Origin of the sequence: Shewanella sp. YQ_9 (genome assembly GCF_043103185.1) — a bacterium.
Lineage (GTDB): Bacteria > Pseudomonadota > Gammaproteobacteria > Enterobacterales > Shewanellaceae > Shewanella > Shewanella algae.
In genome coordinates, this window is the sequence record NZ_JBICJO010000026.1 from 40,825 (window position 1) to 62,070 (window position 21,246).

The following is a 21,246-nucleotide window of genomic DNA, read 5'->3' on the forward strand; positions in this document are numbered from 1 at the left end:
GTTATCCGACTTCGACAGGCCCCGGCATGCCTTCAGTCAGATGCCTTGAACGCCAATTGCTGTGCAAGCCAGAGTGCCACGAGGACTTATTCGCACCTTCCCTAAGCCAGCAGCAAACCGCTGTCTGACTCAAGCTGGGACTCATCCCAGCCCAGGCCTTCGAACACTTGCAGCCATTCGGCCTCCGGCTCTGTCACTATGGTGACGGGTTCGCCTGTCGTTGGGTGAGTGAAACTCAAGCTCTGAGCCAACAACCATAAACGGTTGAGGCCGAAGTGTTCGCGAAAGAAACGGTTTTGCTTGCCATCGCCGTGGGTGGTGTCACCTATAATGGGGTGACGCAGATGAGCCATATGCCTTCTGAGCTGATGCTTGCGCCCAGTCTGCGGCGAGAGACGTATCAAGGCAAAACGACTGCTGGGGTAACGCCCTGACGGGAAAGGGATCTCGGCATTGAGTAGCGGTGCATATTGAGTAATGGCGTCCTGGGCTTCCTTGTTGCGGTCGGCATGTTTATCGGCCACGGCATCAAGCTCTTCTTTGAGTGGATAGTCCAGCGTACCGGCTTGGTGCATATTGCCGCGCACCAGGGCCAGATACTCTTTGCGTGTCTCGCGCCCGGCAAACTGCTGACATAAAATAGCGGCAATTTCACTGCTCTTGGCAAACAACAAGACACCCGAGGTCGGCCTATCCAACCTGTGCACCGGAAACACATGGCAACCCACCAGATCACGGGTCAGCTGCATGGCGAAAAAACGCTCTTTTCGCGCCAGATAGGTTCTATGCACCAGTAATCCCGCCGGTTTATGGATGGCAACCAAGTGTTCATCTTCATAGAGGATACGGATCTCGGGGCACTCTTCATCCACAGGTGTCAAAGCTTGCTCCGAAATCTCGGCTTGAATCTGGGTCTCATCTTGCTTGTTTGGTAAGGAGTTCATCCAAGGTTCTCAACAAAGTGATCAAATTACGGTATGTGGGCGCTTCGCCCCAGACATGCTCGGCCATAGGTGCAGTTGCTATGGCTGATGGCAGCGGCATTTCGGCGTCTATCAGCGTGCGCATTTTTGGCAGCAAAATAAACTGCAACCAGGCTTCAAATGCCATGCTCTCGCAGGCAAAGGGCGCCTGACTGGCCATGGCTGCCGCGCCAGGTTCGGTTGCGCTCCACATTCCCAGGGCTTTCAACTCGACCTCTATGGCCAACAGGAGTTTTTCAGTCGCCAGAAAAGGCATCTGTCACCTCGCAGATCCAAAACAATAAATTGGCACCAATCATACCATCAGGCCAAGCTTATCCCTATAATGCACCGCATTTGTTGTACAAGAGTCAAACGAGCATGGACAGTATCACTACCCTCAGCGAACTTCTCAGCGCCGCCAACACCCAATATCAGGTCTATGATCTCGGCCGCCGGGTGCAACACATAGATCCCATGGCTTTTCATCAGATAGAGGCCCTTCAAAGCCCCTATCCCTTCCCCATACAAGGGCATGCCCAGTTTGCCCTGGTGTTCTGGGATGGCAGTAATCAGCAATATATCTGGTTCCTGAAATTACCTTTGGATGAGCGCGGACTCCTGGTCCCCGCTGCACGCAGCCAGTTTATTCAGATGTTGCTTGAAGCCATGGGGGAAAACCTGACCCGTGAACTGACCGAAGCCCAGCAGCAACAGATGGCCAATCATCCCTTCAGTTTCAAGCCGCCGCAGGAAAAACTGGCCCTGTTCAACGCCTTGGTGCGCAAACAACTGGGACAAGCCGCTTCTGTGCAGTATGAATATGCCTGCCAATACCTGAGCGGTAAGGTGGCTGCCGAAAACTGGCAACATTTGGGACTGCAAGGGCTGGCGGATATCTGTGCCCGGGTCAATGAACTGGATCACTCAGCCCTGTTGCAACAAGGGTTGAGCAAAGGCGCCACCGAGGTGCAAATTGCCCTTTGCCAGCAACTGGAACATATACTATTGCCAGAGCCGCTTACCGAAACGCTCTTCCAGGCATTCAAAGACGCTGCTCCCGAGCATAAGGTTTACTTCCTTCGCGCCTTGGCATCTCACCCTGAACTCTGCCAACAGGCGATAACAGAGCTGGATAGTCAGCAGGCGCTGAATATTGACGCCTTGATCGCCATCGCCGCCCGTTGCTGGTATAGCCTGAAACAGGATGAGTGCCGCAAAATTTATCTCGAGGCTCTGGCTTTGCAGGAGCAAAGCTTCTTTAATCAAATCTTTGCTGATATTGTGGCCATACCCGGGATACGTACCCAGGTATTGAGCGAACTTCGCAATCCTCACCGCAGTGACCGCCTATCCGGCGCCATCGGCGGTCTGTTCAGGGCGACCACAGAATGATGACAGATTTTCTCCTGATCGCAGCGCTGGTAATGATTGCTGCGTTTTTCTGGCAGTTGCGACAAATGGCCGAACTCAGTCGGATATTTGCCGAGCGGGAATGCCAACGGCAAAAGGTGCAGATGCTGGCCATCGCCATGGAGTCAGCCCGTCCCAGCATAGGCGGCAAGAACGGTCTGTGCTGGAATGCACGCTTTATGTTTGAGTTCAGTACCGATGGCATCAACCAGTATCGCGGCCACATCCTGATGCACGGTAAACAGATCCAGAAAATTGAATGGCCAATATTTCCCGAACCCGAGTGGCATGAAGCGCCAACTGCCAGAGGCAGCGTCGGTGGCGGTTGTGGCTCCCGCGGAGGTTGCAGTTCGGGTAAGTGCCGCTGATATTTTGCTGCATCTGACAGAAAACTGAGCCAACCCCGTCGTTGAAGAATCAGTAAAGTTTGCCAGGTTACACAGATAAAAAATCAGAAAAATGGCAGCAGACTCTTGCGCCATCAAAGTTTGAGAACCATTTAAGTCCCCAAATAAAAAATCCTTAAATAAGAAAGGGCGCGACAATTAAGCCGCGCCCATCTGTTTCTCTGTTAAGCCTTCCAGCTATTAAGTTGCTTCCCTGCACCATCCATGCGTCTGCCGTGCGTCCTGCGCTCCCTGTACCATCCTGGTGAGTCCCTGTACTTGCGTACCTGTTCCCTTAGTCCCGATTATCCCTTGATCGGGCCTTGCTCTATCCTTAAGCGTGTCCAGTATCGTCCTTGCGCATCCGTTCAATACATCCTGTTTCGTCTTCCTGACGCTGACCACATTCCTTGGGTCAGTACCTTTCCCTGTTTGCCATCATCCTGATAGGCATCTTCCTTGAGTCATCCCTGGACCGTGTTCCTCACGGTTTAGGTCTTCCTGACCTTGTTCCCTGAATCATCCTTGTCCTTGGATGATTTAAATACTAATCCAATCCCGGCTCCAGGGTTGTACAGAAACCGTTCAATAACTCGTGCAACTTTTTTGTAGCAATTGAAATGGAGTGCATAACCAATTAATTTTAAAAAGCTTAATTGTTTTTTAACGACAAAACCTGCTGTTTAACTCTTGTTTGTCTCACAGTCTTGTGAGACATCTCGCACACGATGCCCGGCTTTAATGGAAAACGATGTGTAGTTAAAGACACATCGCCTATAAATCAGTACCGGAATGACCCTAGCTTTAATGACGCCCTATAAGAAAAAACAGCAAAAGAAAAGGCGCGTCCTAAGACGCGCCCTATTTACTGCTGTCAGCCATCCCGCTGAGTTGTGCTCCCTGCACCTTCCATGCGTATGAATTTCTTCCTGTGGACACCTTGTCTCAGTTACGACAGCTTCCAAGCTATCTTTTCATCCCTGCTTACAACCATCCTGGTGTCTGCTCAATTCCCTTGAGCCTCCTTGTGGCCTCCTGGCACTCATCTTCCATGTTTGCCCATCCACTAGCAGCTGTCGTCCATGAGTTGGGTATTCCCTTAACCCAAAGGCTGGCATCCCTGAGCCTGTCCTCTACTTCGTCCTGAACGCTTTCCTTAGCAGACCTTCCTGTCTCAAATTGCCTTTCCTGGCGCGGCAATTTCCTTATTACCGGAAAAATCTCCTGCGTATCCATCATGGATACTGCTTTCCCTGCGAGCCATTTCCTTGGCTTGAACTTCCCTGGAATGGTTTCAAGACGTCCTGTCTTGATTGTCATCCATGACTGAAATCCATTTAGCAGGCTTCCTTGCAGCTCGTCCTTGCATAGGCCTTTCCAAAACGTGTCATCCTGACACTTGCCCTTCCTTGGCTGCCGCCTTAAACTCCTTGGCGTTGCTTTCCTTGCAGCTCCCTCTTCCTTGAGGCTCGTAATTTCAGCTCCTTTCCTTGGAAGCTCTGTCAAAGCATCCTGCCCTGACCACAACTTAAGTGTACCCAAGGACCCCTCTTTGAGATGGTCAATTTTAGAACAGGCTGGGAATGACAAATATTCAGCAGTCGCTAATGAAATGCTAATCACTTGTTTATTAACAATATTTAATTATTCGCCAGTAAGAACAGCCAATAAGTCTTATGTTTGTCGCACAGCTTTGTGAGACATATCTCACATTGGTACTGGTAAATAACCAAAAACACTCAGAAACGACGTTTGCCACTGACAAATTGGGCCAACATGACCCAGTCAGCCATCAAGCTGTAGACTGGGTATTGAAAGGTCGCCGGCTTATTGTGTTCAAAACCAAAGTGACCAATCCAGGCAAAGCCATAACCCACCACAGGCAGAGCCAAGAGCCATACAAATTGTCCACTAAGCAGGCTGAATAACAGAATAAGTAATACCAGGGTCGAACCTAGATAATGCAAACCTCGGCATACGGGATCGGAATGCTGAGATAGATAGAAAGGATAAAACTCAGCAAAACTCTTGTACTTTTGCTCCACTCTTAACTCCTGTTATTGGTAGACGTCATCATCGGTATGACTGTGGTAAAAGAGCAACTCTCCGGTTAACTGCCCTATATTGAGCTCAACCACGGGTACAAAGCCTTGCTCTCGGAACAGATGAGAATGGCCATCCTCAGTCACAAAGACTCCAACCCCTTCCAGCTCCGGCTGCTCATCACACCAACCCAATACCGCCTGGACGAGCAACTTGCCATAACCCTTGCGCTGCTCGGTTAAAGCTACTGCAATGAACTGTATAATGCCGTATTCAGTAGCCGGCAGGTGCTCCAGAATTGAATTCTCCTTCTGCATCAACTTCTGCGTCGATTGCCAGCCTGTCCCCAGCAGCATTTTCAAACGCCAATGCCAATAGCGCCCCTCCCCCTGGGGAAGTGATGAGGTCACCACGCAGGCAACCCCAATCAAGCGCTCTGCGTCGAACAACCCAATAAGAGGCTGCTCCTGTTGCCAAAGCTCATTGAGCTCTTCACGGATCGCGGCTCTGAGCTTTTGTTCATATTCGACGGCATTGGCGGCCGGCAAGGTCTGCTGAAAAAACGCATCATAGTGATAGGCGTTATAGAGAATTGATGCGGCCAGGCGCAAATCTTCCGCTGTCAGGTAGACGGCACGCAGAGAATCGGGAGTCTGGGTTTCCATTTGTTGTTGTCCTTGTCAGCCAAAAGGGCAATTTCCAATTTAACAATATTGGATCAAAGTGCAATATCTTGATCTTGCTTGCCAGGCATTGTCACTTCATCTTTAGGCAGATTGGTATAAGCTAAGGGGAAGGAATAAGGCTTACTATCTGTTTTATTAAGGCTTGTTCACCCATCACTCATCACCTTGGCAATATATGTCAGGATTTCAGGAGGTCAGAATATGGATACCACCCACACAGACTTGGCCCATTTATTTGAGCAATTGGGACTCCCCAGCAGCAGCAAGGCGATAGAAGGCTTTATCGGCGCACATCCTATCCCCGAGGGAGTCAAACTGGTGGATGCACCATTCTGGAATGAAGCGCAGCGCACTTTTTTAACAGAGGCTCTGGCCGAGGACGCCCAATGGTCAGACACCATAGACCATTTGGACGCCCAGCTCAGGAGTTGATTGGAATTGGGATGAGTTTGAATTACAGCTGCGCGTAAGCCTTATCGCCCCAGCCAATCAGTTGTTGATCGCGAAACACCAAGGGGGTGCACTCATCCTTGGTGGTCTTGCCATCACTGTGTCTGTGGCGGGTACGGTAAAACAGTACCTGTACTTGCTGATCATTGGAGAGAAAGGCTTCATTAAAGTCGGCCTGCCCCATGAGCTGCTGCACCTGTTGCTGATCCATCCCCAGAGTCAACTTGGCCAGTTGTTGCTGATTTTGCTGTTGCTGCAATTGCCAGGACTCCTTTTCATCCCAGTTGGCTTCGTGATCGCCGACATTGACCACACAGGCACTAAGCCCTAAGCTTGCAATCCCCATCAGTGGCAGTAATAACTTGTTCATTGTCACTCCTTGTTATATTTATCAAATGTTGACTTTTGTTAAGCAAATGCAGCAAACGCTATGCAACATGCAGGCCAACAAATAAACTGATAAATATCAAAATGATAAAAGCAAACAACTGCTGCACTATGTAACTATTCGCGAAAATGTGAGGTTTTTTACCAAGATGTCCACTCCACTGGAACAGGTCATGGCCGCCGCGGCGGCAGTAGCCCAAAGCGGCCATACTCCCTCTCTGGCACTGATTAAGGCAAGACTCGGCAACAAGTTACCAATGCCACTGCTGGTTGAAGGTCTGCAGCGTTTCAAATCCCTGCCAGAGAGTGAACGGGAAAAACAGCTTGAAGACGCACCTCAACTGCAAGAAACCGTGCCACAACAAGCTGTCACCACAGTAGAAGTTCTCCAGCAGGAAATCAGCCAGCTACGCCAGGAACAGCAGCAACTGAAACAAGAATTCGCGGCCTTGCAGCAAAGACTCGCCAAGCTTGAGGAACAGCAATAATGTTTGTCTGCGAACTCAGGTTTGAATGCTTTGCCAACACCACTATCAGCGCCGCAGAAAAAGCCATCAATACCCTGCTTGAGGCCTGGCGGGCCAACGGTCAGGTATTGGGACGGGAATTTGCGGTGGCCTTTAGGGACGGGGAGTTCAGAGTCAGGCTGCTGCTACCGGAAGAAACCAGTCTGGCCAACAGGCACAACAGTCCCTGGGCCAAACAGGCGTTGCAGCAGTTAACCGAGGCCAAACTGCTGGCCCCCAAGGAAAAGCTCATAGGTCAGGATATCAATTCCGAGGTCAGCACCCTGGAGCCCCCAAGTTGGCAGCTGCTTTATACCAGCTATGTGCATATGTGCTCGCCGCTGCGCAGCGGCGATAACTTGCTACCCATTCCACTCTACCGCATTCCCGCGACCTTCAACGGCGATCACAAGCGGGTGATCCGTTGGCAAACCGAGTGGCAAGCCTGTGATGAACTGCAGATGGCCGCAGCAACCAAGGCCGAATTTGCCGCCCTCGAGGAGCTCTCCAGCCCGGACAGCGATCTGTTCCGCCGCGGCTGGGATCTGCGCGGCCGCATCGAATATCTGACCCAAATTCCTACCTATTACTACCTTTACCGGGTCGGGGGAGAGAGTAAACAAGCCGAATTGGCCCGTCCCTGCCCCCGCTGCGGCAACCCGGACTGGCGCCAACCCAGCCCGTTGCTGGATCTGTTTCATTTCCGCTGTGATAACTGCCGGATAGTCTCCAACCTCTCCTGGGATCATCAATAGCAGTGATCATCAATCAATAGTGATTGTGGTAACCCCGACTGTCAGCGGCGGGAAAACAGGTGTTGCCACATAAGCTTCATCCGCGCCCAGAGACCGGGATGGTCGACATCCGCCATGGCCGGCTCCACAGGCTCAACTGCCGGCGCCACTCTGGGGCGCAGCAAAGCGAGAAACTCTTCCAGGCTGTCTGCCAGCTTCTTTGAGGGGAGCTCACCCGGGGTCTCACGCCAGACAGCACCGGTTTCGTTATCCACGCAGATCATCTCATCACCTTGCCCCAATAGGCCGATAAACCAGGTCGGTGGCTGCTTGAGCTTGCGTTTCATCATCAGGTGCCCAATCAGATTCTGCTGCAGGAACTCAAAATCATCCTGACTCCAGGGCTGCAGTAGTTCCCCTTCGCCGAAATCGGCTTCAAACAACAGATGCGCGGCAAAAAACTGTCCATAAAACTCGTCGATATCGGCATGCAGCGGCAACTCCAGCGCATGACTGACATTGGCAAAACTGCCTGGCTGTTCACGGCGAATAGTCTGCCACAGTAGCGGATCTTCGCCATTCTCCTGCAGCAAACAGGGTGAGGCTTCTCCCCTGGCATAATATCTGGGGCCTTCCCCCAGACTCGACTGGTAACTTTGATGATAACGGCTGAGAAATTGCTCCAACGCCTGAGCACAAGACACTTATCGCACTTCCAAATTCAGGTATAATGGTGGCCTATTTTGACACGGAAACCCGCTTGATGACACAGAATCACGACCCTTACCGGAACGCCGAAGCCTTATCTGGCCTGACACTGGGTCAGCAGACAGATTATCAAGAGCATTACGCCCCTGAGCTGTTACAGGGTGTGCCCCGCAAACTCAACCGTGATGCAATCAACCTGAGTGCGCCTCTGCCGTTTCAGGGGGCCGATATCTGGACCGGCTATGAACTCTCCTGGCTCAATGCCAAGGGCAAGCCCATGGTGGCCATCGCCGAGTTCCAGCTGGATCTCAACAGTGAGCATTTAATCGAGTCCAAATCCTTCAAGCTCTATCTGAACAGTTTCAATCAAACCCGCTTTGACAGTACTGAAGCCGTCGAGCAGACCCTGACCCAAGATCTGAGCCGCTGTGCCAATGGCGAGGTAAAAGTCAGAGTGATTGAGCCCAAGCACTTCAACAGCCAGAGAGTTGTTGAGCTGCCGGGGCACTGCATTGACGATCTGGATATTGAAGTCAGCGACTATGAGTTCAACCCCAAATGGCTCGAGGACAGCACAGACGACAAGCAGATAGTCGCCGAGACCTTGAACTCCAACCTGCTTAAGTCCAACTGTTTGATCACCTCACAGCCTGATTGGGGCAGCGTGATGATCCGCTACCAGGGACCCAAGATAGACAGGGAAAAACTGCTGCGTTATCTGATCTCTTTCCGCCAGCATAACGAGTTCCACGAGCAGTGTGTGGAGCGGATATTCACCGATCTGAAGCGTTTCTGCCATTGCAGTAAATTGACCGTCTACGCCCGCTACACCCGCAGAGGCGGATTGGACATCAACCCTTTCCGCAGTGACTTTGAGCACGTGCCGGAAAGCCAACGCTTGGCAAGACAGTAATCGAACATAAAGCGGCTTTAAAGCCGCTTTTTCATTCTTGCCGGTAACCTATTTCAGAGTACTACTGACCAAGGTGCCAGTGCAGTTGCCAGTTGATGGCTGCAGGCGCCCCCAGCGTCAGGGCCAATCGATAACCCGGCTCCATATGGCCAAGCCAACTCTGCCATTGGGTGTTTTCCTTAGGCTTTAGCAAAAGCCCACGGCGCATCGAAACAATCTCGGCTGGCCGCTCGGCCGAGCATGCCTCCCCTGAGCTCAAGTCGAACGCAAAACCATCGAGCGGCTGCGCCAACCCCTTGCCGGTCGCTTTGATATAAGACTCTTTCAAGGCCCAGAGGTCGAAAAACGCCTCTCGCCGCGTGGCATCATCCAGATTTCGTAATTGCTGCAGCTCAAAAGGCGCAAAATAGTGGCGCATCACAGTATCGATAGCCGTGCGCATCCGTAAACGCTCTATATCGACTCCGAGTTGCAACTCAGGAGAAGGATGTTTCAGCAATGCCAACAGCAGCCAATCACCGCTGTGACTGAGGTTAAAATGCAGCTGAGTCTGTTGAAACTGCTCATCACAAAGGCGCGGCTTACCCTGGGGACCATAATCGAAACACCACTCCCGGGCTGCAAGCGGCGCTTGAGTACTCAGGGTCTTTCTCAGCAAGGCGCGGCTTGTTATTGCCCGTTGCTTAACCTCTTTATGGCTTATTCGGGCAAACTTTTCCCGCTCGGCCGGCGTCAGACACAGCGCCAGGTCTTTTATTTTTAAAGGCTCACTCTGGCGTAAGGGATACAAAAAGAGTTGCACGGCGTTGATGGGAGACTCCAAAAAACCAAGGGGGAGTAGGCTATTTTGCCTTGGCCTCCCCCCTGTCTCAAGTGCCTTTAACGCCAATTGCTGTGCAAGCCACTCTCTACAAAAGAGAAGGCCACGAAGACTTATTAGCACCTTCCTTAATCATTCATGTTTTGCTGATTCATTTTATCGACATAGGCTCTCGCCTCTTCCCGCTCTCTTTCCCGCTGCTGGGCGGTTGTACAGCGGCGGTTGGGAATATTGCTGCCGGTAACCCTAACCCGGTCGCAGCGGTATCCCTGTTCATCGAGTCTTTGTTGGCGGGCCGCGTCCTCAGGCGACAACTCGGCGGTAGTGGCACTGGTACCACTGCAACCGGCGCCGAGTACAGTAAACAAGGCAGCACTCGCCATTCCCAGTAGATTATTTTTTGTTAAATACACCTGACACTCTCCATTTCTGTTGCTGATTCCTATTCATCCAGTTGCCCTAAAGGCAGATACCCAAGTTGTAACATAAGCTGCAATATAAGCTGCAACAGACCACTGGGGATTAGGGATAAATAGGTATCAGATATCCATTTTTACAGCACAAAAAACCAAAACAACCAATTTATATCAATTTAAAAACAAGTTAACAACAAGCGAAGTTAGCGAACAAAAGTCTTTAAAACAAAAGCAGGATTTTCAGTCCCAGATGATTGTATCGAGCGGCAGGCACTGGTAATCTGCTTCACCTGTTACTGAAATAACAGCCTGACGCTCAGTATTGTGGAAGTTTGCAACCATGGCAGACAGGCGAGAAAGGAAGCCCAAGGGCCCAGTCCCAGCTGATTATGAAGCAAACTCAAACCGGAAAACGGCGTCATCGTAATGCCACCACCACCCCGGAAATGCGCCGCTTTATCCAGGAGTCGGAGCTCAATGTCAGCCAACTGGCACGGTTACTGAATATCAGTGAAGCAACCGTTCGCAAGTGGCGTAAACGCGAGTCGACCCAGGATCAATCCCACACCCCGCATCATCTGAATACCACTCTGAGCGATATTCAGGAGTATGTGGTTGTCGGGCTGCGCTGGCAGCTCAAGATGCCGCTGGACAGGCTGTTGCAAGTCACCCAGGAGTTTATCAATCCCCATGTTTCGCGCTCCGGGCTGGCCCGCTGTCTGAAACGCCACGGCGCATCCCGGCTCGACAATATCGATGCCGCGCACTCGCTACCGCCGAAACACTTCAATAAGCTGCCGGTCTACAGCGGCAGCAAAATGCAAACCTACACCCTCAACAGCCAAACGCTCGCCGATGCGTTGATGCTGCCCAGTACCGATGAACACACTGTGGTTCAGGTCGAAGCCATGAGTATTCCCATTGGCCAACAGACCCATTCGGTACTCATAGGGATGGATCCCGTCAGCGGCTGGGTCTATGTCGACATCTATCAGGATGACGACACCCACGCCGCCGACCGCTACATAGCCTACGTCCTCAAGCGAGCCCCGTTTGCCCTGCGCCGCTTGCTGGTACGCAACTATCATATTTTCCAGTCCAGGTTTCCCGCTGCCGCCAAGGCAGGGCGCAAACCCAGGCCGCAACTTGCAGCCACCAATGGAGACGCTCAATGAGCCAAGAACAAGCCTCTCAGATAGACAAACGCCTCAACAAAAGGCTGAAAGACACGCCGATTGCCATAGTCGGCATGGCGAGCCTGTTTGCCGGCAGCCGTTATCTGAACCAGTTTTGGGATCTGATCTGCGACAAGATAGATGCCATCACCCAAGTGCCCGCCGACCGCTGGCAAGTGGCAGACTATTTTGACCCCGACAAGAAAGCCGCCGACAAGAGTTACTGCAAGCGCGGCGGCTTTATCCCGGAAGTGGATTTCAACCCCATGGAGTTTGGTCTGCCGCCCAATATCCTCGAACTGACCGACACCTCGCAGCTGCTGTCGCTGGTGGTAGCCAAAGAGGTGTTGGAAGATGCAGGTATCCATGAAGACTCGGACTATGATCGCGACCGCATCGGCATCACCTTGGGGATTGGCTGTGGCCAGAAGATCAGCCAAAGCCTCAATGCCAGGCTGCAATACCCTGTGCTGAAAAAGGTGTTCCGCGAGAGTGGCGTCAGTGAGCAGGACAGCGAAATGCTGATCCGCAAGTTCCAGGACCAATATATACACTGGGAGGAAAACTCCTTCCCTGGGTCGCTCGGCAATGTTATCGCCGGTCGGATTGCCAACCGTTTCGATCTCGGCGGCATGAACTGTGTGGTCGACGCCGCCTGTGCCGGATCGCTGGCGGCAATGCGAATGGCGCTCACCGAGCTGACCGAAGGCCGCAGCGATATGATGCTCACCGGAGGCGTCTGCACCGACAACTCCGCCTATATGTACATGAGCTTCTCCAAGACCCCGGCCTTTACCAGCGACGAGCAGATAAAGCCGTTCGACGCCGACTCCCGCGGCATGATGATAGGCGAAGGCATAGGCATGGTGGCGCTGAAACGCCTGGATGATGCCGAGCGCGACGGTGACCGCATCTATGCGGTGATCAAAGGGGTTGGCGCCTCCAGCGACGGCAAGTTCAAGAGCATTTACGCGCCGCGCCCCGAAGGCCAGGCCAAAGCGCTGCAGCGGGCCTACGATGATGCCGGATTCCCGCCCCATACTCTGGGCCTGATGGAAGCCCACGGCACAGGTACGGCCGCCGGTGATGTGGCCGAATTCAGCGGCCTCAACGCCGTAATGAGTCAGGATAATCCTGAGCTGCAACATATCGCCCTGGGTTCAATCAAGTCCCAGGTGGGCCATACCAAGTCGACCGCCGGCACCGCCGGGGTGATCAAGGCGGCTTTGGCGCTGCACCACAAGGTGTTGCCGCCCACCATCAATGTAAAGCAGCCCAATCCCAAGATGGCAGTGGAGCAATCGCCCTTCTATCTCAACACTCAAACCCGCCCCTGGATGCCAAGAACCGACGGTACGCCAAGGCGCGCCGCCGTCAGCTCCTTTGGCTTTGGTGGCACCAACTTCCACCTGGTATTGGAAGAGCACAGCCCCGAATTACCCAAGCAACCCGCTCGCCTGAGACGCACACCTTTGCCGCTGCTGTTCTGCGCGCCGGACAAACCGGCGCTGGAGCAAGAGCTAAGCGCTCTGCTCAAGACGCTTGAGTCAGATGCCCATGGCGACCTTGAAACCCTGTGCGCGCCCTATCGCCTCGGCAGCCAGACACAGGTACAAGGCCCCAGGCTGGGACTCCTTGCCTGCGACACCATAGAGCTGCAGCAAAAGCTGCAACAGGCCTTGAACAAGCTGCAAAGCACGGCTGAAGAACAGCCGCAAACCCGTTGGCAACATCAGGGAGTCGAGTACCGCAGCGCGCCTTTGACTGAGGCCAAGACCGCCGCCCTGTTTGCCGGTCAAGGCAGTCAGTATCTACAGATGGGCTCTGGGCTAACCCAGCTCTATCCCGAGCTTCGCGCCGAATTTGCCGCCGCCGACCGTGAGTTTTCCCGCCAGGGCATAGCCGACAAGTACGGCATGGGCCCCTTGTCGGCGCGGGTGTTCCCGATAGCCAAATTCACGCCCCTGGCCAGCAAAGAGGATGAACTGGCACTGGCCAATACCCGCTTTGCCCAAAGCGCCATCGGCGCCCTCGGCATGGGGCAGTTTACTCTGCTTTGCCAGGCCGGATTCCAGGCGGATATGCTGGCCGGTCACAGCTTTGGTGAGCTGTCGGCACTGCGCGCCGCTGGTGCCTTGAGCCGTGAGAGCTATTACGCGCTGGCCTTCGCCAGAGGCGATGCCATGGCCAGCGTCCCCGAGGATAAAGACCCGGGCAGCATGAGCGCCGTTATTCTGCCTTCGGCCGCAGAGCGCAATACTCTCGAGCAGCTGCTGCAGACTGAACCCGAGGTGCAGATAGCCAATATCAACAGCCCGGTTCAGCTTGTGATTGCCGGCGCGAGTGAAGCGGTGGCCCGGCTCAACCTCAAGCTGAACGAGGCAGGTTTGCGCGCCATAGCGCTGCCGGTATCCGGTGCCTTCCACACTCCGCTGGTGGCCCACGCGCAGCAACCCTTTGCCGAGGCGATTGCCCACCAGGGCTTGAGCGATGCGAAAACGCCTCTGTATGTCAATGCCACAGGTGACAAGCTGGCACAGGATGCCGAAAGCCTCAGAGCCAACCTGGAGCAGCATATGCTCAAGCAGGTGCGCTTCAGTGAGCAGATAGAGAGCATGTACCGGGACGGCGCCAGAATATTTGTCGAGTTTGGCCCGAAAAACACCCTGGCCAGGTTGGCACAAGCCACCTTGGGCGATCGCGCCGCCGAATGCCTGTTCCTGTCGCTGGACAGCCCAAGCTGTATCGATTCCCTGGCCGCCGACACTGAGCTGAAGCAAGCCCTGCTCAGCCTGGCATTGGCGGGCCTGCCTCTAACAGATCCCGATGCCTATCGCGCCGTACAAACCCAGGCCAAACACAAGGCCTCACCGATGACTATCAAGCTCGGTGCCAGTAACTATATCAGCCCGGCGACCGCCCAGAAGATGGCGGCCTCACTCAAAGAGGGCCGGGTCAGTCAACAGACAAAAATAGTCGAGAAAGTCGTGGAAAAAATCGTCGAGATCCCAGTTGCGGCCGCAAGCCAGAACCCGAGTCAACCGAGCCAAGCTACAGCGCCACAGGCAGCGAACAGCAGCGAATTACAGCAGTTTTTCAGCGCCCAGCAACAGTTGGCCGAGCTGCATCAGCAGTTTCTGAATATTCCATTGCAATATGGCAACAGTGTGCAACAACTACTCGCAGAGCAAGTAAAACTGGCGACGGCCGGCAAAGCGATTCCTGACAGCCTCAATCAGACCCTGGCCATGTTCCACCAGCACCAGGCCGAGACGTTGAAGATCCACAACGACTTTATTCAGTCGCAAAATCTCGGCGCCCAGCAGTTGTTGCAACAACTTCAGGGCGGTGCTGTGTTGCCCAATATAGAGCAAACCCAAGCAGTGCCAGTGCCCGTCCAGGCTGCAGCGCCTTTAACTCACGCCGCAGCGCCAGTCAAAGCAGCAAGCACGCCACAGCAACCAAGCCAAGTGCTACAGAGCCGGCCTCAAGCTCCAGCCCCTGTCCCAACCATAGCCGTAACCACAGCCAAGCCAAGCACAGGTGTCGAAGAGCTGATGCTGCAAGTGGTGGCAGATAAGACAGGCTACCCCACAGAAATGCTCGAGCTGGGGATGGATATGGAGGCCGATCTCGGTATCGATTCCATCAAGCGGGTGGAGATCTTGGGCACAGTACAAGATGAATTGCCTGAGCTGCCGCCGCTGGACGCCGCAACTCTAAGTGAATGCCGCACCCTGGGGCAAATTGTCGACTATCTGCAGCAAAGCGCCAGTGTGAACTCCAGTGTTCAGCCAACCCTGGTTCAATCAAACACTGCTCATGCAAATCAGAATGATGTCACGGCACTGATGCTGCAGGTAGTGGCCGACAAAACCGGCTACCCCACAGAGATGCTGGAGCTGGGGATGGATATGGAGGCTGATCTCGGTATCGATTCCATCAAGCGGGTGGAGATCTTGGGCACAGTACAAGATGAATTGCCTGAACTGCCGCCGCTGGATGCAGCCACCTTAAGCGAATGCCGCACCCTGGGGCAAATTGTCGATTATCTGCAGCAAAGCGCCGGAGTGAACGCCAGTGTTCAGCCAACCCTGGTTCAATCAAACACAGCTCATTCAAATCAGAATGATGTCACGGCACTGATGCTGCAGGTAGTGGCGGACAAGACCGGCTACCCGGCAGAGATGCTCGAACTGGGGATGGATATGGAGGCCGATCTCGGTATCGATTCCATCAAGCGGGTGGAAATTCTCGGCACAGTGCAGGATGCCTTGCCTGAGCTGCCACAATTGGACGCCGCCACCCTAAGCGAATGCCGCACCCTGGGGCAGATTGTCGATTATCTGCAGCAAAGCGCCGGAGTGAACGCCAGTGTGCAGCCTGAGCCAGTTTCAAATCAAAATGATGTCACGGCACTGATGCTGCAAGTGGTGGCCGACAAGACCGGCTATCCAGCCGAAATGCTCGAGCTGGGAATGGATATGGAGGCCGACCTCGGTATCGATTCCATCAAGCGGGTGGAAATTCTCGGCACAGTGCAGGACCAATTGCCAGAGCTGCCGCCGCTGGATGCAGCCACCTTAAGCGAATGCCGCACCCTGGGGCAGATAGTCGAATATCTGCAGCAAAGCGCCGTAGTGAACGCCAGTGTGCAGCCTGAGCCAGTTTCAAATAAGAGTGATGTCACAGCAATCATGCTACAGGTAGTGGCGGAGAAGACCGGCTACCCGGCAGAGATGCTGGAACTGGGGATGGATATGGAGGCCGACCTCGGTATCGATTCCATCAAGCGGGTAGAAATTCTCGGCACAGTGCAAGACAAACTGCCTGAGCTGCCACAGCTGGACGCCGCAATCTTAAGCGAATGCCGCACCTTGGGGCAGATAATAGATTGTTTTGCCGGCTCAAGCGCTGAGCATGCAGCCGAGCCGCTAACCCAAACCGATGAGATGCCAAACACTCAGCCCAGTTTGGCCTTGCCGCCCCATTCGGGAGTCAGCCTAAAAAAGCTGCCGGCGGCAGATAGATTCTCAGGCGCAAGCGCCGAGGCTCTGTTTGCCGCGAACAGCTGTGCGCTGCTGCTCGATGACGGCCACAATGCCGGTGTCCTGGCCAAGAAACTGACAGACAGTGGCATCAATGTCACGCTTGTGCGCCCGGCGGCAACCGATTCGCAATCGGCGCTGGATAGCAAGCTGCCAATCCTGACTCTGGCCAGCAATGATGATGCCGGAGTCGAGGCGCTCATCGCCGGGCTCAAACAGCAAGTGGCCATCTATATCCATCTGCAGCCACAACTGCCGCGGGAACAACTCGAGGAGTTGATGCCGCTCAACATCACGGCCAAGACTCAGGTACAACTGAGCTTCCTGTTCGCCAAGCATTTGAGCCCAGCCTGGCAAACGCCGACAAAAGGCCGCCGCGCCTTTATCACTGTGGCGCGCATGGATGGTCAGCTGGGTTTCAGCGGTCAGCCCTGTGAACTGAATCAAAGCGCCCTGTTTGGCTTAACCAAGACCCTGGCGCAGGAGTGGCCTCAGGTGCATTGCCGCGCGTTGGATCTTGCTCCTGATCTAGATGCCTCGGCGCTGGCCTCGCAAGTCATGGATGCGCTCTACAGCCCGAGTAAGGATCCGTTGGAGTGGGGCAAAAGCGCCGCCGGTAGAGTGACCCTGGTAGCGACTTCGGCCGATGACAAGAATGCTGCCGATACAAGCCTGGCGCCATGCAGGCTCGATAGTTCAGATAAAATACTGGTGACCGGGGGCGCAAAAGGCGTCACCCTGGACTGTGCCCTGGCGCTGGCCCGCCAAAGTGGCAGTCACTTTATTCTCGCCGGTCGCAGCAAGGCCTTGGCATTGGAAGCCTTTCCCGATTGGGCCAAGGGGCTTGAGAGCGGTCAGCTAAAAGCAGCCGCAATCACCGCGCTAATGGCCAAGGGGCAAAAGCCCTCACCCAAGGAAGTGGAAGCCCTGATAAAACCTCTTGTCAACGCGCTTGAGATTCACGCAGCGCTCAAGCGCTTTGAGGCCATAGGTGCCAGCGCCGAATACCTGAGCCTGGATGTCAGTAACCCGGATGCGGTCGCGTCCACACTGGCGCCCATTCAGGCATTGGCGCCTATCAGCGGGCTGATTCACGGCGCCGGGGTGTTGGCCGATAAACACATCGCCGACAAGACCCTCGCCGAACTCGAATTGGTTACAGGCACCAAGGTTGGCGGCCTCTCCGCCTTGCTAAGAGCCTTGGCGCCAAACAAAAAGGCCGCCGAGCACTTAAAACTGTTGGCGCTGTTTTCCTCCGCCGCCGGTTTCTACGGCAACACAGGCCAGAGCGACTACGCCATGGCCAATGAAATTCTCAATAAAACCGCTCATCGGCTGCATCATGAGTTGCCGACCACCCGAGTGGTCAGTTTCAACTGGGGCCCCTGGGATGGCGGCATGGTCAATGCGGCGCTGAAGCAGATGTTTGAGTCCCGCGGCGTCTATGTGATCCCAAGAGAAGCCGGTGCCAAGCTGTTTGCCGAGGCGATTCTGGCCCGCTCAGAGCCGCAGCTATTGATTGGCTCCAGCATGCAAGGCCCGGGTGGCAAACAAGGCCTGAACCACATAGATGTGCCAGAGGCCCAAGCCAGCCCTCAAACCCTGAGTCGCAGCATCAAGCGCCAGGAGCTGGCGCTGCTGGAAGATCACTGCATAGGTGGCAATCCGGTATGGCCGACTGTCTGCGCGCTCCAGTGGATGCTGCAAAGTGCCCAGAGCCTCTTTGGCGGCGATTGGCGCGCCGTGGACTATAAGCTGCTCAAAGGCGTGGTATTTGACAGTGATGAAAAGCGATTGCAGCTCAGCCTGACGCTGGGAACCGACGGCGAGCTGCAGGCGAGCATCAGCTGTGATGAGCGGCCTCAGTACCAGGCGACCCTGCTGCCGTTAATACAGCAGCCGTTAATGCCGCAGCAAGCCAGTCAGCCACTGGCGCATGTTTCTATGACTGAGATAGGCGAAGGTGAGCTCCAAGTACGGCAAGGCAGTGAGTTTTATCACAGCGGCGCCCTGTTCCATGGCCCGCAGCTGCAGGCCATTACTGAGGTGCTGCAGTTTGACGATCAAGGGCTTAGCTGCCGATACCGGCTACCGGATGCCGCATCGAGCGAAGATCGCGCCCTGATCCAGCAAGACGCACTGCTGCAGGCTATGTTGATCTGGGCCCGGCTCAAATACGATGCCGCCAGCCTGCCCTCCTCCCTGGCGGCGCTCTGGCAAAACGCCCTGCTGCCTGAAAATGACACCGGCCTTATTCGCCTGCAGGTGACCAAGCACTCCAGCCGTCAGCTCAGCGCCGATCTGGCCCTGTTCAACGCCGAGGGCCAGCTGCAAACCGGGCTGGAAAATGCCAAGGTCACCATTAGCAAGGGGCTCAATGCCGCCTTTGAACCGGCCAAGGCCGCCACAGGGAATAGAGAAAGGCCTTGAGCAAAGCGATAGGCCCTATGCCTCACATTGAAGTAAAGCCAGCTGAGTCCGCGGCCGAAAAGCCGCTGCGGCTGGCACTGTGCCTGGTCGAAGAGGAGCAAAGCCTGGCGCCCAAGCTTCGGGCAGCCTTGCGCACTATCGCGTTTGATAGCAATCAGGTTCCCGACTGGCCTTGGCTGGTGGCCGAGGTCAAGGCCGGGGCAAGCCTGAGCCTGGCGCTGCCATCAAAGCAGCGGCTATTGCTGCTAAGTGCAGTCGATGCGGCGCAAGCAAGACTGCATCCCCAAGCCTTGCTGCAGGCATTAAGCCATGGCGCTCACAAGCCGCAGCAGCTTCTTAAGCAGGCCTGGCAGCAGGCAAAACGCCCGGAGGTGGAGGAAAGGGACACTCTGTTTCTGGAGCAACCGTTGCAGCTTGAGCAGTTATGCCTGCAACTGGAGGCATTTGCCAAGCGGCGCCTGGCGCAGAAAATGGCGGGGTTGCCTTTTCAAGGCAAGTCTCTGGCGCTGGTCTTCAGCTCCCCTGCTATGGCGCTGATCCTCAGTCAAGGCACAGCCTTGAGCGGTTCTTGTGATAAAACAGCCTTGAGCGGCTCTTGCGATGAAGCAGCCTTGAGCGGCTTGGCTTCTGGAAAAGAATCAACTTCTGGCCTTTGCACCCAAGGAGCGCCCTGGCTTTTACCGCTGACCTTGATTGCCAGCCCAAAGACTCTGCTCAGTGAGGCGCAAACTGCGCTGCAGCAGGCCCAAAGTCGCCTGAGCCAATCGATGAGCACTCATGCTCTGGCGCACTGGCTGACGGATGAATTAAAAACCCTGGAGCAGAGCTTTTCAGACACAGCGCCCGAGGGCTGCGAATACTATTCGCTGGCGCTTATTGGCCGAGATGCCACCGAGCTTATTGCCGAGAGCGAATTGCTCCTGGGTCAGCTTCAAAAAATAACGTCTTTGGCCGAACTGCCAGAGCTTGAGCTTATTACGCCAAATGGCAGCGTTTTTTGCGCCAAGCCACTGGGCCCTGCTCGCCTCTGCTTTGTCTATCCGGGTGTCGGTACGGCTTACCATGGCATGCTCGGCGCCTTAAAACAGGCCTTTCCCAAGAGTTATGCCGATTTTGAGGCCGCAGCAACAGCCGAAAATGTCGCCCTATCCACCCTGCTGCCAACAGCCTTGAGCGATGCTTCTAATGAAACAGCCTTGAGCGATAAAGGAGAGGCCGCACCCAGTCCGGCGCCAACAATGACACTCGCCGAGCAGGCCGTTGCCGGGGTCGGCGCCAGTGTGCTGCTGACGCAGATACTGCGGCGTGAGTTCAAGCTCCGCCCAGCCTTTGCCATCGGCTACTCCATGGGCGAAGCGGCCATGTTTGCCGCCAATGGCGTCTGGGACAAGCCTTTTGCTTTGGTTAAACCTACGCTGGAAAGCCGGATTTTCTCGGAGCAGATCTCGGGCGCGCTCACAGCCGTGCGTCAGGAGTGGCAACTCGATGCCAGAGATGCCATCTGCTGGAACAGTTTTCTGCTGCGCATTGATGCCGACAGCATCACGCCATTATTGCAAAACCCGGCTTACTCGCGGGTCTACCTCGCCATACGTCAGGGGCCTAGCTGCGTGCTGGCCGGGGATGAGGCTCAGTGCCGGGCACTGATAAAGTCCCTTGGCAAACGCGGCGTTGCCGCCAACCGGGTCACCGCCATGCACACACCGGCGGCCCTGCGTGTAAAGCCCGAATTGACCGCCTTTTATGACAGGCCACTCTCGGGCGAGCTTGAACAGCCGCAGCCCGTCTATATCAGCGCCGGCAGCGAGCAGCCGCTCAAACCTGCCAGGCTTGAGCGCAAGCCGATAGCCGAGACCATAGCGACTTGTTTCAGTCAGCCACTCAATGTGGAGTCGCTGCTGCAACGGGCCCGAAAACATGGCGCGCAACTGTTTCTGGAGGTCGGCGCCGACAGCCAAACCAGCAGCATTATTCAGGCGATGGCCGGAAAACAACTCTCCAGCGATATCAAAGCCTTTGGCTGCGATCGCAAGCATAGCGGCGCCGCCGACAACAAAGCATTACTCAAGGCCCTGGCTCGACTCATCAGCCACAGGGTCCCACTGGCCACAGCGGCACTGTATCCACAGCTTGCCCGGCCCGATAACTTAGTGACGTGAGAAAGTGAGA

Annotated in this window: 18 protein-coding genes; 9 read left to right on the forward strand and 9 right to left on the reverse strand. The window is 54.8% G+C overall.

What is annotated here, in order from left to right:
• Window positions 1–101: 101 nt before the first annotated feature.
• Together truC and ACF8D4_RS07415 are read right to left on the reverse strand one after the other, a co-directional pair.
• Window positions 102–944 (reverse strand): tRNA pseudouridine(65) synthase TruC, encoded by an 843-nt coding sequence (gene truC / locus ACF8D4_RS07410; protein WP_144132626.1) that lies wholly within the window; start codon window positions 942–944, stop codon window positions 102–104.
• A complete protein-coding gene (locus tag ACF8D4_RS07415) occupies window positions 916–1,239 on the reverse strand; it encodes a YqcC family protein (protein ID WP_208141981.1) in 324 nt (107 codons plus the stop codon). Before ACF8D4_RS07415 ends, truC begins: the two co-directional genes overlap by 29 nt.
• 104 nt (window positions 1,240–1,343) lie before the next feature.
• On the opposite strand from ACF8D4_RS07415, the gene ACF8D4_RS07420 reads away from it, so the two are divergent.
• Window positions 1,344–2,357, forward strand: a complete 1,014-nt coding sequence (locus tag ACF8D4_RS07420; RefSeq protein WP_096142630.1) for a DUF3549 family protein — start codon at window positions 1,344–1,346, stop codon at window positions 2,355–2,357.
• Window positions 2,354–2,743 carry a DUF3301 domain-containing protein gene (locus ACF8D4_RS07425; RefSeq protein ID WP_025010973.1) on the forward strand — a complete coding sequence of 130 codons (390 nt, stop codon included), beginning with the start codon at window positions 2,354–2,356 and terminating at the stop codon, window positions 2,741–2,743. The genes ACF8D4_RS07420 and ACF8D4_RS07425 overlap by 4 nt, the downstream gene beginning before the upstream one ends.
• Window positions 2,744–3,745: 1,002 nt before the next feature.
• On the opposite strand, the gene ACF8D4_RS07430 is transcribed toward ACF8D4_RS07425, so the two are convergent.
• The 3 genes from ACF8D4_RS07430 to ACF8D4_RS07440 form a co-directional block, all read right to left on the reverse strand.
• Entirely contained in the window at window positions 3,746–4,303 is a 558-nt protein-coding gene (locus ACF8D4_RS07430; protein WP_045283555.1) for a hypothetical protein, read from the reverse strand.
• Window positions 4,304–4,500: 197 nt separating this feature from the next.
• On the reverse strand, window positions 4,501–4,806 hold the full coding sequence (locus ACF8D4_RS07435; protein WP_025887243.1) for a DUF962 domain-containing protein: 306 nt from the start codon (window positions 4,804–4,806) through the stop codon (window positions 4,501–4,503).
• Window positions 4,807–4,818: 12 nt separating this feature from the next.
• A complete protein-coding gene (locus ACF8D4_RS07440) occupies window positions 4,819–5,469 on the reverse strand; it encodes a GNAT family N-acetyltransferase (protein WP_096142629.1) in 651 nt (216 codons plus the stop codon).
• Between the two features lie 222 nt (window positions 5,470–5,691).
• On the opposite strand from ACF8D4_RS07440, the gene ACF8D4_RS07445 reads away from it, so the two are divergent.
• Entirely contained in the window at window positions 5,692–5,922 is a 231-nt protein-coding gene (locus ACF8D4_RS07445; RefSeq protein ID WP_045283554.1) for a DUF2789 domain-containing protein, read from the forward strand.
• A gap of 22 nt (window positions 5,923–5,944) precedes the next feature.
• On the opposite strand, the gene ACF8D4_RS07450 is transcribed toward ACF8D4_RS07445, so the two are convergent.
• Entirely contained in the window at window positions 5,945–6,310 is a 366-nt protein-coding gene (locus tag ACF8D4_RS07450; RefSeq protein ID WP_037466957.1) for a DUF3192 domain-containing protein, read from the reverse strand.
• Between the two features lie 166 nt (window positions 6,311–6,476).
• Between ACF8D4_RS07450 and ACF8D4_RS07455 the strand changes: the two genes are divergently transcribed.
• Together ACF8D4_RS07455 and ACF8D4_RS07460 are read left to right on the forward strand one after the other, a co-directional pair.
• Entirely contained in the window at window positions 6,477–6,815 is a 339-nt protein-coding gene (locus tag ACF8D4_RS07455) for a hypothetical protein (protein ID WP_037466986.1), read from the forward strand.
• The gene (locus tag ACF8D4_RS07460; protein ID WP_028779837.1) at window positions 6,815–7,588 is read left to right on the forward strand and encodes a Zn-ribbon-containing protein; all 774 of its coding nucleotides are present in this window, start codon (window positions 6,815–6,817) and stop codon (window positions 7,586–7,588) included. The genes ACF8D4_RS07455 and ACF8D4_RS07460 overlap by 1 nt, the downstream gene beginning before the upstream one ends.
• 41 nt (window positions 7,589–7,629) lie before the next feature.
• Here the strand turns inward: ACF8D4_RS07460 and syd are convergent, their stop codons facing one another.
• On the reverse strand, window positions 7,630–8,271 hold the full coding sequence (gene syd / locus ACF8D4_RS07465) for a SecY-interacting protein (protein ID WP_045283553.1): 642 nt from the start codon (window positions 8,269–8,271) through the stop codon (window positions 7,630–7,632).
• A gap of 59 nt (window positions 8,272–8,330) precedes the next feature.
• Here syd and queF point away from each other — a divergent pair, with 59 nt between their 5' ends.
• Complete coding sequence (gene queF / locus ACF8D4_RS07470; protein WP_025887237.1) at window positions 8,331–9,188, forward strand: NADPH-dependent 7-cyano-7-deazaguanine reductase QueF; 858 nt, start codon at window positions 8,331–8,333, stop codon at window positions 9,186–9,188.
• A gap of 61 nt (window positions 9,189–9,249) precedes the next feature.
• Here the strand turns inward: queF and ACF8D4_RS07475 are convergent, their stop codons facing one another.
• Complete coding sequence (locus ACF8D4_RS07475; RefSeq protein ID WP_146146520.1) at window positions 9,250–9,990, reverse strand: 4'-phosphopantetheinyl transferase superfamily protein; 741 nt, start codon at window positions 9,988–9,990, stop codon at window positions 9,250–9,252.
• Between the two features lie 146 nt (window positions 9,991–10,136).
• On the reverse strand, window positions 10,137–10,421 hold the full coding sequence (locus tag ACF8D4_RS07480) for a hypothetical protein (RefSeq protein WP_129978400.1): 285 nt from the start codon (window positions 10,419–10,421) through the stop codon (window positions 10,137–10,139).
• Window positions 10,422–10,813: 392 nt separating this feature from the next.
• Between ACF8D4_RS07480 and ACF8D4_RS07485 the strand changes: the two genes are divergently transcribed.
• The 3 genes from ACF8D4_RS07485 to ACF8D4_RS07495 are packed head-to-tail and all read left to right on the forward strand — an operon-like array spanning window position 10,814 to window position 21,236.
• A complete protein-coding gene (locus tag ACF8D4_RS07485; RefSeq protein WP_051472692.1) occupies window positions 10,814–11,599 on the forward strand; it encodes a helix-turn-helix domain-containing protein in 786 nt (261 codons plus the stop codon).
• Complete coding sequence (locus ACF8D4_RS07490; RefSeq protein WP_392468569.1) at window positions 11,596–19,077, forward strand: SDR family NAD(P)-dependent oxidoreductase; 7,482 nt, start codon at window positions 11,596–11,598, stop codon at window positions 19,075–19,077. The genes ACF8D4_RS07485 and ACF8D4_RS07490 overlap by 4 nt, the downstream gene beginning before the upstream one ends.
• Window positions 19,074–21,236, forward strand: a complete 2,163-nt coding sequence (locus ACF8D4_RS07495; RefSeq protein WP_144132617.1) for a PfaB family protein — start codon at window positions 19,074–19,076, stop codon at window positions 21,234–21,236. The genes ACF8D4_RS07490 and ACF8D4_RS07495 overlap by 4 nt, the downstream gene beginning before the upstream one ends.
• Window positions 21,237–21,246 lie beyond the last annotated feature (10 nt).

Coding starts and splice junctions, on each gene's coding strand:
- truC (WP_144132626.1), bottom strand. CDS start 944: ATGAACTCCTTACCAAACAAGCAAGATGAGACCCAGATTCAAGCCGAG.
- ACF8D4_RS07415 (WP_208141981.1), bottom strand. CDS start 1,239: ATGCCTTTTCTGGCGACTGAAAAACTCCTGTTGGCCATAGAGGTCGAG.
- ACF8D4_RS07420 (WP_096142630.1), top strand. CDS start 1,344: ATGGACAGTATCACTACCCTCAGCGAACTTCTCAGCGCCGCCAACACC.
- ACF8D4_RS07425 (WP_025010973.1), top strand. CDS start 2,354: ATGATGACAGATTTTCTCCTGATCGCAGCGCTGGTAATGATTGCTGCG.
- ACF8D4_RS07440 (WP_096142629.1), bottom strand. CDS start 5,469: ATGGAAACCCAGACTCCCGATTCTCTGCGTGCCGTCTACCTGACAGCG.
- ACF8D4_RS07445 (WP_045283554.1), top strand. CDS start 5,692: ATGGATACCACCCACACAGACTTGGCCCATTTATTTGAGCAATTGGGA.
- ACF8D4_RS07450 (WP_037466957.1), bottom strand. CDS start 6,310: ATGAACAAGTTATTACTGCCACTGATGGGGATTGCAAGCTTAGGGCTT.
- ACF8D4_RS07455 (WP_037466986.1), top strand. CDS start 6,477: ATGTCCACTCCACTGGAACAGGTCATGGCCGCCGCGGCGGCAGTAGCC.
- ACF8D4_RS07460 (WP_028779837.1), top strand. CDS start 6,815: ATGTTTGTCTGCGAACTCAGGTTTGAATGCTTTGCCAACACCACTATC.
- queF (WP_025887237.1), top strand. CDS start 8,331: ATGACACAGAATCACGACCCTTACCGGAACGCCGAAGCCTTATCTGGC.
- ACF8D4_RS07485 (WP_051472692.1), top strand. CDS start 10,814: ATGAAGCAAACTCAAACCGGAAAACGGCGTCATCGTAATGCCACCACC.
- ACF8D4_RS07490 (WP_392468569.1), top strand. CDS start 11,596: ATGAGCCAAGAACAAGCCTCTCAGATAGACAAACGCCTCAACAAAAGG.